The organism is Brevibacterium sp., from assembly GCF_031179145.1.
Taxonomy (GTDB): Bacteria; Actinomycetota; Actinomycetes; order Actinomycetales; family Brevibacteriaceae; genus Brevibacterium.
Window position 1 is genome coordinate 1 of the sequence record NZ_JAPSIB010000001.1, and the last position, 13,103, is coordinate 13,103.

Here is a 13,103-nt window from a genome sequence, read left to right on the forward strand (position 1 = left end):
CCGAGGAGATGGCCGTGAAGCTGCGCCGGATCCTCGAGGCCAACAAGGGGCACACGGACGTCCACCTCGTCCTCACCCAGCCCGGCCGGAAGACGGTGATGCGTCTCGATCGGTCGATCCGGGTCGATCCCAACCCCAGCCTCTACGGAGACCTCAAGGCGCTGCTCGGCTCCCGCTGCCTCAGCGCCTGAGGTGGAGCGGCGCCTGAGGTGGAGCGCCTGAGGTGCTCGGCTCCCGCGGTAGGCGGTGGCGTATTTGTTCATGATCTCGTTTCGAGTGCTCATGGAAACGTCCTTGTCGACCATGGACTGGTTGCCATCGTCCTCGCGGCCGCGTGGGCGGGGAAGCGTTCGCGAGGAATTTTGTGTGAGGCAAGGTCCTTGCTGATCCGAGGGGTTCAACGAGTCTCGTCGGTCTATTGGTCGTTGAATCCCCATGAACTAAAATTAGTTCATGGCCAGAAAAGCGAAGTCTCGTAAGATTCCGGAGCCGAGAATTGTCAACGGTGAAGCACACAGAGCCGTTGAGGTCACCAGGGCCAAAGATTCGGGAAGATTCACCGTAAAGCGCTTGGCGGCTTCGGGCAGGATACTTCGTCGTGTCAGCGATTCCCGGTCGGACTCGAGTCAGGATGGCATCAAGGTTAGGGCATATGCTGTAAATGACCTTCTGGGGGAGAAGGCGGCAGCAGCCGCAACTCCGGGTATGAAGGTCTCCGATGCTCTCTCCTGGCTTGAATCTGGTGCCGAACCTACATCGGAAGAATCTCGCAAAGTAGTCGATCTAGAGTACGTAATCACGCGGGCCAGGTTGTTGTGGGCTGACGACGAGACTGTCAGTTCGTGGTTATACGGTAATAACTCGTTCCTCGGGGGATCACGCCCGATAGATGTGCTTGAAACGGAAGGCGCCGCCCCAGTGATCGAAGCGTTGGACCAAGAGTCCACAGGCTCCTTTGCCTGATGCTTGTCTACCGAGTCTTCTTTTACGATCGATCGGCAGCTGAGGGGACGAGTGGTCATCCCTATTACTTGCATCGTCCGCAGGCTCATGGCAGGTGGGATAATCCGGATCTCTATGATTCGTGGTATTTCGCCAAGTCCGCCGAAGGTGCTGTCGGTGAGGTGTTTGGTAACTTGGCACGGTGGACCCCAGCAATGTTCGATACACGTACGCCGGGCCTGCGAAGAGCGCTTGCCGTATGTTCAGTTCCGGATGAGCTCTCGACCTTCAACTTCGATGATGCTCGGAATCTCGTGACCATTAATATGCGTCCGAGCGAAGTTGTCATACGCAACAAAGCGTTCACCCAGAAGCGAGCGTCTTCACTGTGGGCAGAAACCGGGAGCGATGGTCTACCTCGGTGGTCAGGACTTGAATGGTGGTCTTTTCACTTTCCTCAGTGGACGAACCTGATGATGTGGGTTGATCCCCTGGAACCATCACCTGCTACTCTCCGAGAAGTGATTCCATTGAATCTGAGCACGCCGGCGGTCATCGAAGCGGCCAGTGTGCTTCGGCGTCCGCTGTAGCCTTCCGGGCCAGATTGAGGAGCCGAGCGACTAGAATGTCTCGGGTGAACATTCTGGACTTCCGCGGTGAGAACCTGAGCAAGAGATTCCTCAAACAGCGCCTGCCTCGGGCCGCTGAGACGCACGCCGACGTCGAGCGCCGGGTCGCCGACCTCCTCGCCGAGATCAGGACCGGCGGCAGCGACGCGGTGAAACGGTTCACCGCGCAGTTCGATCGCGTCGAGCTGGAGACGCTGCGCGTGCCCGCCTCCGCCCTCGACCACGCGGAGTCGGAACTCGACCCCCACGTCAGGTCAGCGCTGCTCGAGTCGATCTCCCGCGCCGAGGCGGTCGCCGCCGACCAGCGCCCCGCCGATGTCACGACCGAACTCTCCACAGGCGCACGGGTCACGACGCGGTACCTGCCGATCGAGCGGGTCGGCCTCTACGTCCCCGGCGGACTGGCCGTGTACCCCTCGACCGTGGTGATGAACGTCGTTCCCGCCCTGGCAGCCGGCGCTCAGTCGCTGGCGATCGCGAGCCCGCCGCAGAGCAGCGGTCTGCCGCACCCCGTGGTGCTGGCGACCGCCCGACTCCTCGGCGTCGACGAGGTATGGGCGATGGGCGGGGCACAGGCGATCGGAGCACTGGCCTACGGCTTCGACGACGCCGAGGAGTGTGAACCCGTCGATCTCATCACCGGCCCGGGCAACGCCTACGTTGCCGCCGCGAAGTCCCTCGTCCGCTCCCACGTCGGCATCGACGCGGTGGCCGGACCCACCGAGATCATCATCCTCGCCGACGCCGGCGCCACCCCCGCCTACGTCGCGGCCGATCTCATCAGCCAGGCCGAGCACGATGAACTCGCCGCCTCGGTGCTCGTCACCGATTCCACCGAACTCGCCGAGGCGGTCGCCGCCGAGCTCGAGCTCCAGGTGCCGGCCGCCGCCCACACCGAGAGGATCACTGCAGCGCTGGGCGGCACGCAGTCGGCCATCGTCCTCGTCGACGATCTCGAGGCCGGCATCCAGGTCGTCAACGCCTATGCCGGCGAACACGTGGAGATCCACACCGCCGACGCGGCAGCCGTCGCGGGCCGCATCACCAACGGGGGAGCGGTCTTCGTCGGCGACCACTCACCCGTGTCCCTGGGTGACTACTGCGCTGGCTCCAACCATGTCCTGCCGACGATGGGCACCGCGGCCCACAGTTCAGGGCTCGGCGTCCACTCGTTCATGAAGGTCAGCCAGGTCATCGACTATGACGAGCGAGCGCTGAAAGAGGTCGCCGACCACATTGCCGTGCTGTCGGCCAGTGAGCAGCTGCCCGCCCACGGCAGCGCCGTGAACATTCGGTTCGAGGAGTAAGATGCGCTGTCCGTTCTGCCGTGAGTCCGATTCGCGGGTCGTCGATTCGAGGACCAGTGAGGATGGCGCGGCCATCCGCCGCAGGCGTCAGTGCCGCCACTGCGGTCGACGCTTCACCACGATGGAGGCGACCAGTCTGTCGGTGATCAAACGCTCCGGGGTGACCGAGGAGTTCTCCCGGCAGAAGATCATGTCAGGCGTGCGCAAGGCCTGCCAGGGCCGGCCGGTCAACGACGACGACCTGGCGAAGCTGGCCCAGAAGGTCGAGGAGGACATCAGGTCCAAGGGCATCGCCGAGATCGACGCCGACGAGGTCGGACTGAGCATCCTCGAGCCCCTCCGCGAGCTCGATCAGGTCGCCTACCTCCGGTTCGCCAGCGTCTATCAGGGCTTCGACTCCCTTGAGGACTTCGAAGCGGCCATCGACTCCCTGCGGGCGGATGCGGCGCTGAAGTCCGGTGAGGCCCGTGAGGTGTCCCCGGAGGATTTCCAATCCTGAGAAATCGTCTCGAACACTGTGATTGAAGTGGTGCTGCGGACCGATTCATGTGTAATATGACTAGTGCGTGCTCAGCACGCGGCCGCTTGCGGTTCGGAGGGGAAGCCGGATCGTCAAGCGGCCTTTAAATTGCCCGAAAATAGGCCTGAGACTGGTTGAAACTGCGCACGACCCCGACTTCTGGTCGAATCTCCCACGGATATCGATCAGAAGTCGGGGTCGTGCGCGTTTTCAATCAGATCCGCGCGGTCAGCCCACGAAGTCCCTCAGTCCATCAGCTCCGTCAGCTCGGTCGGGGTCGAGGCCAGGATCGTCATCCTGCCCGTTGTCCGGGTCAGCGCGACATAGAGGGAACCGATCCCGTCCTCGCTGCCCGTCGGCGCGATCACTCCCGGTTCGACGATGACGACGGAGTCGAACTCGAGACCCTTCGCCTCACTCGGTGTGATCACTGCGATCTGATGGTCGAGGCCGAAGGCGGAACGTCCGATGTCGAAGTCCGCCAGCGCCTCGGCGACGGACGTCACGAGTTCGGACGGTGCGATCACGGCGATCTTCCCACCGTCGACGGCCGCGACCTCGGACTCCACGCTCGAGCGCACAGCACTCACCACCTCCGAGGTCGAGGAGAAGCCCTCCAGGCGCGGGTCCGGGCCGCCCTGCCTCACGGACTCGACGAGCTCGAGGTGCGGGAAGTGACGGTGCAGGTACCGGTTGGCCAGATCCATCACCGATTGCGGGGTGCGATAGGACACGGTGAGCACGAGGAGGGAGTACCGATCGCCGATGAACTCCGAGAGGATCGAATCCCAGGTGCGATCGCCATCGACCTGAGAGGCCTGCGCGAGGTCGCCGACGAGGGTCGCCGACTTCGACGGCACGCGACGGAACAGCACTCGCCACTGCATCGGGCTCAGCTCCTGCGCCTCGTCGACGACGAGGTGGCCGTAGGTCCACTCACGATCCTCGATCGCCCGCTCGGTCAGCGTCATCGCCGGGCCCGCTTCCTCCCACCGCTTCGCCAGGGACTCGGCGTCGATCATGGCGGCGGTGTCCGTCATCTCGACGACCGCCTCGGCGTATTCCCGGGCGGATTCGTCCCGGGCCGCGGTCTGTTGCGGTGAGGTGCCGAGGAGCTCGGCGAGTTCGTCGAGCAGCGGCACGTCCTCGATGGTGAAGGCGGCGTCCGCATCCCGCAGGATCAGCTCCTGCTCCGCCGAGGTGAGCAGCTTCCCCGCCGCCGCCTGCAGCTTGTGCGGCTTGGACAGCAGGGCGCGCAGGGCCCCCGCGGGGCTGATGGGGAACCAGGCGAGGTTGAGCGCGCGACGGACGTCGACGCTCGAGCGCAGCTCCTCCATCAGTTCAGGCAGGCGCTCACCGGCGCCGTCGAGCCCCATCTCCCGGGCCAGATCCTCGGCGAGGACCTTGAGCAGACCGGTGACGAACCCGTTCCGGGCCGCATTGTGGGCGTCCCCGCTGCGGCGTGCCCGTTCCCGGGCGCTGCGCACGTCGCGGCGCCGCAGCCACACCGTGTGCGAGCCGACCCGCAGCGGTTCGTCCTCGGCCGGGACCCTCTCGTAGTTGGCGATGTGGTTGGCGACCACTTTCGCCATGACGGACCGGCCCTTGATCTCCGCGATATCCGGGCGATCGGCCAGGTCCGTGTCGAGGCCCGGGTAGAGCTGACCCGGGGTGAGCAGCAGCGCTCCGGTCTCGCCGAGGCTGGGCAGCACCTTCTCGATGTACTTGAGGAACACCGGTGACGGTCCCACGAGGAGCACACCCGACTTCGCGATGCGCTCCCGGTGCCGGTAGAGGAGGTACGCCGCCCGGTGCAGGGCCACGGCGGTCTTTCCCGTGCCCGGCCCGCCCTGGACCACCAGCACGCCCTGGAGCGGCTGGCGGATGATGGCGTCCTGCTCGGCCTGGATCGTGGCGACGATGTCTCCCATCCGGCCGGTGCGATGGCTGGTCAGGGCGGCAATGAGAGCGCCCTCACCCTGCAGGTTGGACCGCTCACCCTCGTCGAGGGCGTCGATGTCGAGGACGTCGTCCTCGATGTCGGTGACCTTCCGGTTGTTCGTCACCAGATGGCGGCGTCGGGTCACCCCGGCGGGATTCGCGGCAGTCGACTGGTAGAACGGCTCCGAGGCCGGCGCCCGCCAGTCGATGAGGATCTGCTGCCGGTCGGCGTCGGTGAGGCCGATCCGTCCGATGTAGCTCGGTTCGTCCTCGCCCTTGATGTCGAGGCGGCCGAAGCACAGACCGTCCTCGGCGCTGTTGAGGCGGATCAGCTGATCCTCATAGAGAGTCGCGAAGGCATCGCGTTCGCTCCGGTGCTGGTGATTGCCTCCCACTTCGGAGATCCGGACCGTACCCAGTCGGGCCGTCGTCTCCTCCCGCAGTTCGTCGAGCCGTGCATAGAGTTCGTCGAGCTTGTTCTGCTCAACCCGCAGTTCTGAAGTTTCGGTCATCTCACCTTCCCAATCGGCATTCAATTATGCCGAAGATTCGGCACCGGCAGTAGTCGGAGGGAAACATTTCGTCTGTTGTGTTTGGTCACAGTGTGACGATCGAGGTCAGGGCCTCAGAATCAGCTGTTCGCGCGGTGGGTCCACTTGTTCGCGCGGTGGGTGGGTCAGGGGATCGGTCAGATTCCGAGCCGGGACCGCAGGGCGGTCGAATCGAGGAACGACGCCATCGTCGGCGCCGTGCGCAGGACCTGGTCGACGTCGGAGATGGGGGAGTGGGAGGCGATGACGACGACGTTGCCGCGACGGCGTCCCTTGATGATCGCGGGTTCGGAAGCCGCAGCCACATGCCTGAACTCCTCCTGGAGGAGCGTGATCTCGCTTCGCAGCCCACTGTGGTCACCCGAATCGGGGACATTGGCCAGGTAGAGACCTGAGGTCTTCAGCGTTCGCGCGCAGGAAACGAAGAACTGCTGTGTGGTCAGAGATCCCGGCACGGCGTCGTGGTCGAACGCATCGCGGATGAGCAGGTCGAGGCTCCCGTCGCGGAACTTCTCGACCTCGACGGCCCCGTCCCCGGCCCGCAGCGCCAGCGCGGGCGACCGCGGCAGATCGAACCAGGCCCGCGAATAGTCGAGGAGGAGGGCATCGATGTCGATGGCGGTCTGCCGGGAACCCGGTCTGGTCGCGTGGACGAACCGGGCCAATGCGCAACCCGCGGCGCCGATGTGCACGGCCCGCAGTGGACCCGGCTCGAAATGGCCGTCGATGATCCTCGACATCCAGTCGAGGTACTCGAAGTCGAGGCGCTGCGGATCGCTGAGCGTGATCGACGACGACGGCACGCCATTGACGTGGAGGACATAGCTGTCGGCCTCACCGTCGATCTTCTCAAGATGGGCGGTGCCGGTCGAGATGTCGACCACTTGGGAGCTGGGAGCTGTGAATATCCGTCGTTTCGCCACCCCTCACTTGTATGCCAGTTGTGTCCCGGGGGCAATTCGGCCGCGCGTTGGGGGCCATCCGGGCGGTTCGGTCGTCGCCTCGGGGCACGACGGTCGCCGCCCCAGGGCAGGACGGTCGCAGCTCCGGGGCAGGACGGTCGTCGCCTTGGTGCGGACTCGGGGATGTGGACAACGGTGCGCACTCGTGCTCGTACGGACTGTGGATGGTCGATCGGCATCCACAGGCGGAATTCCGCCTCTGGTCAAGCCGGCCCGCTCGGGACTGGACTGACGCCATGCACACAACAGCGAGAACCTCAGAAGACCTCGTCGGCATCGTCCCTCACGCCTTGGGCTACACTCCTGAGCGCAGCCTCGTCGCGATCATCATCGCCACTGACTCAGAAGGAGTGTCGCGGTGCGAGACGACGCTGCGCATCGACTTCGACCTCGAGACCGCCGCTCACATCGTCAGGGAATCAGGACAGCGGATCAGCGGCCTCATCACCGACGCCTGCACGCCCACGGGTGTGTTCCTCGTGCTCTACGACGAGGAGTATCTCGGCGACGACGACCTCGAAATCCACCGGGGGCTGATTCGCGCGGCAATCGACGAGATCGCCCTCGCGCTCGAGGGGCACAGGGTCGACACCCTCGGCGCGTGGTGGGTCAGCGAGAACAGATTCGGGCGGATCGACGATCCCACCGATGCAGGGGCCCCGCTCGAGGCGGCGGCCTCCTCACCCTGTGCGACCGAGCTCATCGCCGGCGGCTCGAATCCGGTATCCGGGCCGACAGACCTCGTGGTCCGGCCCGTGTCACCGGAGGCCTGGACGGAGTTCCGGGGAGCCGACGCCGACGACTGGCTCGACCCGGACGCGAGCTTCGACGTCCTCAGGGAGGCCTATCCCCGGCTGGACGCGCTGCGCCGCTCGGATGACGACATCGACCGTGCGGTCCTCGACGAGATCATGTCCCCGTCGATGGTCCTGGCGATCGACAGCATACTCAGCCGCAAGTGGTCCCGGGACGCACTCGAGATGATCCTCAGCTTCAACCATCCCGACTTCGCTCCTGCCGAAGTCCTCAGGTGCCGGCCCGGCGATCTCGTCGTGCGGGCGCGGAAGCATGGATCCTCGCCGGCGTCGGCCCTGGAGATCGTGGGGCTCTCGGACCGTCGGCCCAGCCCGCGGGACCTGCGGCTGGCCACCGAGTTCCTCGAGCGCTACCTCCCGTGGGGGCATCCGCTGGTGCGGGCCAATGCCTACGCGGTCATCGCCTGGTTCGAGTGGGCGAGTGGGGGATCGACGATGGCAGAGCAGTATGCTCTGGCCGCGCTGACCATCGACGACGACCACGTGATGGCGGGTCTGGTCCTGCGCGCGGTGGAGGCCGGCTACCTCCCGCAATGGCTGCGCGCGGGTCGCCTGGGAGGCGGGCGCATGGATTAGCCTCGCCGGGAATAACGTGCGAAAATTGAGCGTTGACCCTGTCATTGCATCATGGGAGAACTGTGCGTTCTTCCTCGGGCCTGGATCTCAGACCCCTTGACATGGGTCTTAGCAATGTCCTGGCGCCATTGAGAAGTGTCAACGCTCGCGAAAGGTGAACACGTGCCGAGAGTCGATAAGGAATCCACGACGGTGACCGAGAAGTCGGAGGGGACGGCTTCGTCCTCCACCGGTGGATCCAAGACCAAAGCAGCGTCGACCGGAGCCAAGAAGACGACGAAGACGTCGGCTTCAGCCACCGCTGCCGAGGCCGGAACCACGGCTGCCAAGAAGACGACCACCGCTACGAGGAAGACGACCGCCACGAAGACATCTGCTCCAGCCGCCAAGGCCGCTGCCAAGACCACGGGTGCCAAGGCCGCCGCGAAATCCACCGCTGCGAAGCCGGCTGCTGCGAAGCCCGCCGCCAAGACCACCAAAGCGGCCGGGAAGAAGACCGACTCGAAGACCGCCGGTGACGCCGCGGACAAGGACGTGCCGGCGACCGATACGCTCGAGGAGGTCGAGCCCACGCCGGATGCGCTGGCGACCGAACTGGTCCCCGGCGAGGAGACCGAGACCAAGAACTCCGAGGAGCAGCAGAAGAACGCCGCTGTCACCGAGGCGGGTGGCTTCATCGTCTCCGACGCCGATGAGGAGGACGCTCCCGCCCAGCAGGTCGTCTCCGCCGGCGCCACGGCAGACCCGGTCAAGGACTACCTCAAGCAGATCGGCAAGGTCGCACTGCTCAACGCGGCCGAAGAGGTCGATCTGGCGAAGCGGATCGAAGCCGGCATGTACGCCGAGCACCTTCTGGCCGAGGGCGAAGTCACCGACCCACGGCTGAAGATGGACTACAAGTGGATCGTCCACGACGGACGCATCGCCAAGAACCACCTCCTCGAGGCGAATCTCCGCCTCGTGGTGTCCCTGGCGAAGCGCTACACGGGCCGTGGAATGCTCTTTCTCGACCTTATCCAGGAAGGCAACCTCGGCCTCATTCGCGCCGTCGAGAAGTTCGACTACACCAAGGGCTTCAAATTCTCGACCTATGCCACGTGGTGGATCCGTCAGGCCATCACCCGTGCCATGGCCGACCAGGCCCGCACGATCCGCATCCCGGTGCACATGGTCGAGGTCATCAACAAGCTCGCCCGCGTCCAGCGGCAGATGCTGCAGGACCTCGGTCGGGAGCCGAGCCCGGAGGAGCTCGCCAAGGAGCTCGACATGACGCCGGAGCGCGTCGTCGAGGTCCAGAAGTACGGACGTGAGCCGATCTCTCTGCACACACCCCTGGGCGAGGATGGCGACTCGGAGTTCGGCGACCTGATCGAGGACTCCGAAGCGGTCGTGCCCTCGGACTCCGTCAGCTTCACCCTGCTGCAGGAGCAGCTCCACTCGGTGCTCGACACGCTGTCCGAGAGGGAAGCCGGCGTTGTCTCCATGCGCTTCGGACTCAACGATGGACAGCCCAAGACACTGGACGAGATCGGCAAGGTCTACGGCGTGACCCGTGAGCGGATCCGCCAGATCGAGTCGAAGACGATGGCCAAGCTGCGTCATCCCTCGCGCTCACAGGTGCTCCGCGACTACCTCGACTGAGGTCGTTGCCGAAGGTGCTCGCCCGGTCCGCAGTGTGCGGTCGGGCGAGTTCTGCATTCACGACCGTCAGCACCGGCCGGCGGTCCGGTCGATGACGAGCCGTCAGGTCCGGTCGACGATGACCGTCAGGTCCGGTCGCCGAGTCGGTCGCCGACGATCGTGCGCGACGACGATCAGTACCAGTCGACGATCCCGCGCAGCAGCGCCATCGCGTACTCGCGCTGTCCTTCGGGCGATTCCATCGTCTTCGCCTCAGCGGGGTTGCGCATCTCTCCGCACTCGACGATGACGGCAGGCACCGAGGAGTTGTTGAGCCCGGCGAGATCGTCGCGGCGGCTGATGCCCTCGTCTCCGTAGGCGGTGTTGGGCGTGAAAGTTGCGCTCATGGCCTCACTCATCGAGGTGGCGAGGCGGTTCGAGGGCTCTTCCAGCTCCTTGCTCATCGCCGGCTCGGCGACGATGACATGGAAGCCGTTGGTCTTCGTCGACTCGCTTCCATTGGCGTGGATGCTGACCATCACGTCGGCGTCATCGGCGAATGAGCCGCGCTCATCCACACAGGGGCCGACACCGTCGTTGTCCTCTCGGCTCATGATCACCTCGGCACCGGCCGCCCGCAGCTCATCGGCGAGGATCCGACCGACCTCCCAGTTGAACTCGGCCTCGGAGAAGCCGGAGTCGGTTGCCGTGCCCGTTGTGTTGCACGCCTTCTCACCTCCTCGGCCGTCCGGGACCGGGCGAGAGATCTCCTCGGGGTGCGAGGCGTTGCCGCCGTTGTGACCGGGGTCGATGGCGATGGTGCGTCCGGTGAGGTCTGGCACCGTCGACGTCGGGGAGGGAGTGGTCCTCATGCCCTCGGGCAGGACCGGCGTCGGGCCGGGAGGCGTGGGGGCGGGCCTGCCGCAGGCGCCGAGCGCGGCCAGTGCGAGAATGGAGCACAGGATCACCGCGATGGGCCGCTTGAGCACAGACATGGTTCCATTGTCCCATTCGAAGCATGTCCCGACACGGCATGCCAGTGGGCCCGTCGTGTCAGCGCCGAGGATTAGAATTCAATCGAACGAGAGGATTCGCGTGGAAGAGGAAAGCTACGGTGCCAGGCACCTGTCCGTACTGTCAGGACTCGAAGCAGTGCGGAAACGTCCCGGAATGTACATCGGGACCACCGACTCCCGGGGGCTGATGCACTGCCTGTGGGAGATCATCGACAACTCCGTCGACGAAGCAATGGGCGGGCACGGCAGCAGGATCCTCATCGAACTCGAACCCGATGGTTCGGTCGCGGTCACCGACAACGGTCGCGGCATCCCCGTCGACATCGAGCCCAAGACCGGCCTGACCGGAGTCGAGGTCGTGATGACCAAGCTCCATGCCGGCGGCAAGTTCGGCGGCAGCTCCTACGCGGCCTCGGGCGGACTGCACGGAGTCGGCGCGTCCGTCGTCAACGCCCTCTCCGCCCGCCTCGACGTCGAGGTCACCCGCGGATCGAAGATCCACAAGATGTCCTTCCGCCGAGGTGTGCCCGGCCGCTTCGACGATTCGTCGGGACAGCCCGGCCCGGACAATCCGTTCGAGGAGTTCCAGGAGGCGACCGGCCTCGACATCGTCGGGAAGGCGAAGCGCGGGGTCACCGGCACCCGGACCCGGTACTGGGCCGATCCGCAGATCTTCCTCTCCAACGCCCAATTCGACTACCCCCACCTAGTCGAACGGGCCCGGCAGACGGCCTTTCTCGTGCCCGGCCTGGAGATCCGGATCGAGGACCGCCGAGGTGTGGCCAGGGACGAGACCGGGGCGGTCATCGACGAACGTGTCGAGATCTTCCGCTTCGACGGCGGCATCACCGAGTTCGTCGACCATCTCTCGATCGACCCACCCATCACCGACACCTGGCGGCTGCAGAGCACCGGTCATTTCAAGGAGACCGTCCCGGTGCTCGACTCCGCCGGACACCTCGTGTCCAAAGAGGTCGAACGCGAAGTCGGCGTCGACATCGCGCTGCGGTGGGGGACCGGTTACGACACGAAGATCAAGAGCTTCGTCAACGTCATCGCCACCCCTCATGGCGGCACTCATCTGGCGGGATTCGAGCAGGCCACTCTCAAGGCCATGCGCAAGGCCGCCGAAGCCAATGCCCGGAAGCTCAAGCTGGGCAAGGACAAGCTGGAGAAGGACGACGTCCTGGCGGGTCTGACCGCGGTCGTCACCGTTCAGCTGTCGGAACCCCAATTCGAGGGACAGACCAAAGAGGTCCTCGGCACCGCCGCGGTCAGGCAGATTGTCGCGAAGGCCGTCGAGAAGCAGCTCGGCGACATCCTGTCCTCGTCCAAGCGGGCGGAGAAGCAGCAGTCGGCAGTCCTTCTCGAGAAGGTCGTGTCCGAGATGAAGTCGCGGATCTCGGCCCGCACCCACAAGGAGAACCAGCGACGCAAGACGGCGCTGGAGGCCTCCTCGCTGCCGGCGAAGCTCTACGACTGCAGGGACAACGGCGTGGAGAACACCGAACTGTTCATCGTCGAGGGCGACTCCGCGATGGGCACCGCCAAGGCGGCCCGCAATTCGGACCACCAGGCCCTGTTCCCGATCCGCGGCAAGATCCTCAACGTCCAGAAGGCCTCGCTGTCGGACATGCTCGCCAACGCCGAGTGCGCCGCGCTGATCCAGGTCATCGGAGCGGGCTCCGGCCGCAGCTTCGACCTCGATGCCGCCCGCTACGGCCGGGTCATCATCATGACCGACGCCGACGTCGACGGGGCGCACATCCGCACTCTGCTGCTGACGCTGTTCTTCCGCTACATGAAGCCGCTCGTCGAGCAGGGACGCGTCTTCGCCGCGGTTCCGCCCCTGCATCGGGTGGAGGTGGTGACGAAGAGGGGAACTCCCAACGACATCGTCTACACCTACACCGAGGCGGAGCTGCACGCCCTGCTGAAGAAGCTCGAGAAGTCGAAGAAGACCTACAAGGAGCCCATCCAGCGCTACAAGGGGCTGGGGGAGATGGACGCCGATCAGTTGGCGGAGACGACGATGGATCCGACCATGCGCACGCTGCGCCGGGTGACGATGGCTGACGCCGAGGCGGCGGAGAACACCTTCGAACTTCTCATGGGGACATCGGTGGGACCACGCAAGGAATTTATCGTCTCGGGTGCCGCGGTGCTCGACGCCGAGCGCATCGACAGCTGAACCCGAGCAGGGCTGCGCTCTTCGGGGCTGCGC

11 protein-coding genes are annotated in these 13,103 nt (G+C 65.3%); 8 read left to right on the forward strand and 3 right to left on the reverse strand.

Annotated elements, in window-relative coordinates; all coding sequences use genetic code 11:
• The 5 genes from RIT73_RS00005 to nrdR all read left to right on the forward strand — a co-directional run.
• On the forward strand, nt 1-191 hold a 191-nt coding region (locus tag RIT73_RS00005; RefSeq protein WP_309129996.1), incomplete at its 5' end, for a hypothetical protein.
• A gap of 262 nt (nt 192-453) precedes the next feature.
• A complete protein-coding gene (locus RIT73_RS00010) occupies nt 454-963 on the forward strand; it encodes an antitoxin Xre/MbcA/ParS toxin-binding domain-containing protein (RefSeq protein ID WP_309129997.1) in 510 nt (169 codons plus the stop codon).
• Nucleotides 963-1,532 (forward strand): RES domain-containing protein, encoded by a 570-nt coding sequence (locus tag RIT73_RS17185; RefSeq protein WP_375294952.1) that lies wholly within the window; start codon nt 963-965, stop codon nt 1,530-1,532. Before RIT73_RS00010 ends, RIT73_RS17185 begins: the two co-directional genes overlap by 1 nt.
• Nucleotides 1,533-1,567: 35 nt before the next feature.
• A complete protein-coding gene (gene hisD / locus RIT73_RS00015) occupies nt 1,568-2,878 on the forward strand; it encodes a histidinol dehydrogenase (RefSeq protein WP_309129998.1) in 1,311 nt (436 codons plus the stop codon).
• Between the two features lies 1 nt (nt 2,879).
• Complete coding sequence (gene nrdR / locus RIT73_RS00020) at nt 2,880-3,377, forward strand: transcriptional regulator NrdR (protein ID WP_309129999.1); 498 nt, start codon at nt 2,880-2,882, stop codon at nt 3,375-3,377.
• Between the two features lie 266 nt (nt 3,378-3,643).
• Here the strand turns inward: nrdR and RIT73_RS00025 are convergent, their stop codons facing one another.
• Both RIT73_RS00025 and RIT73_RS00030 read right to left on the reverse strand, forming a co-directional pair.
• Nucleotides 3,644-5,851, reverse strand: coding sequence for a UvrD-helicase domain-containing protein (locus tag RIT73_RS00025; RefSeq protein ID WP_309130000.1), 2,208 nt, complete (start codon nt 5,849-5,851; stop codon nt 3,644-3,646).
• A 176-nt stretch (nt 5,852-6,027) separates the two neighbouring features.
• The gene (locus RIT73_RS00030) at nt 6,028-6,813 is read right to left on the reverse strand and encodes a fused MFS/spermidine synthase (RefSeq protein ID WP_309130001.1); all 786 of its coding nucleotides are present in this window, start codon (nt 6,811-6,813) and stop codon (nt 6,028-6,030) included.
• A 275-nt stretch (nt 6,814-7,088) separates the two neighbouring features.
• Between RIT73_RS00030 and RIT73_RS00035 the strand changes: the two genes are divergently transcribed.
• Both RIT73_RS00035 and RIT73_RS00040 read left to right on the forward strand, forming a co-directional pair.
• Entirely contained in the window at nt 7,089-8,243 is a 1,155-nt protein-coding gene (locus RIT73_RS00035; RefSeq protein ID WP_309130002.1) for a DUF4192 family protein, read from the forward strand.
• A 162-nt stretch (nt 8,244-8,405) separates the two neighbouring features.
• Nucleotides 8,406-9,884, forward strand: a complete 1,479-nt coding sequence (locus tag RIT73_RS00040; RefSeq protein ID WP_309130003.1) for an RNA polymerase sigma factor — start codon at nt 8,406-8,408, stop codon at nt 9,882-9,884.
• Between the two features lie 173 nt (nt 9,885-10,057).
• Here RIT73_RS00040 and RIT73_RS00045 read toward each other — a convergent pair whose 3' ends face one another.
• A complete protein-coding gene (locus RIT73_RS00045; RefSeq protein ID WP_309130004.1) occupies nt 10,058-10,858 on the reverse strand; it encodes an N-acetylmuramoyl-L-alanine amidase in 801 nt (266 codons plus the stop codon).
• A 100-nt stretch (nt 10,859-10,958) separates the two neighbouring features.
• Here RIT73_RS00045 and RIT73_RS00050 point away from each other — a divergent pair, with 100 nt between their 5' ends.
• Complete coding sequence (locus RIT73_RS00050; RefSeq protein ID WP_309130005.1) at nt 10,959-13,070, forward strand: DNA topoisomerase IV subunit B; 2,112 nt, start codon at nt 10,959-10,961, stop codon at nt 13,068-13,070.
• Nucleotides 13,071-13,103: the final 33 nt, after the last annotated feature.

Bases quoted from the DNA above. Each gene is read 5' to 3' on its own strand.
- RIT73_RS00010 (WP_309129997.1), top strand. From the start codon at position 454: ATGGCCAGAAAAGCGAAGTCTCGTAAGATTCCGGAGCCGAGAATTGTC.
- RIT73_RS17185 (WP_375294952.1), top strand. From the start codon at position 963: ATGCTTGTCTACCGAGTCTTCTTTTACGATCGATCGGCAGCTGAGGGG.
- hisD (WP_309129998.1), top strand. From the start codon at position 1,568: ATGTCTCGGGTGAACATTCTGGACTTCCGCGGTGAGAACCTGAGCAAG.
- nrdR (WP_309129999.1), top strand. From the start codon at position 2,880: ATGCGCTGTCCGTTCTGCCGTGAGTCCGATTCGCGGGTCGTCGATTCG.
- RIT73_RS00025 (WP_309130000.1), bottom strand. From the start codon at position 5,851: ATGACCGAAACTTCAGAACTGCGGGTTGAGCAGAACAAGCTCGACGAA.
- RIT73_RS00035 (WP_309130002.1), top strand. From the start codon at position 7,089: ATGCACACAACAGCGAGAACCTCAGAAGACCTCGTCGGCATCGTCCCT.
- RIT73_RS00045 (WP_309130004.1), bottom strand. From the start codon at position 10,858: ATGTCTGTGCTCAAGCGGCCCATCGCGGTGATCCTGTGCTCCATTCTC.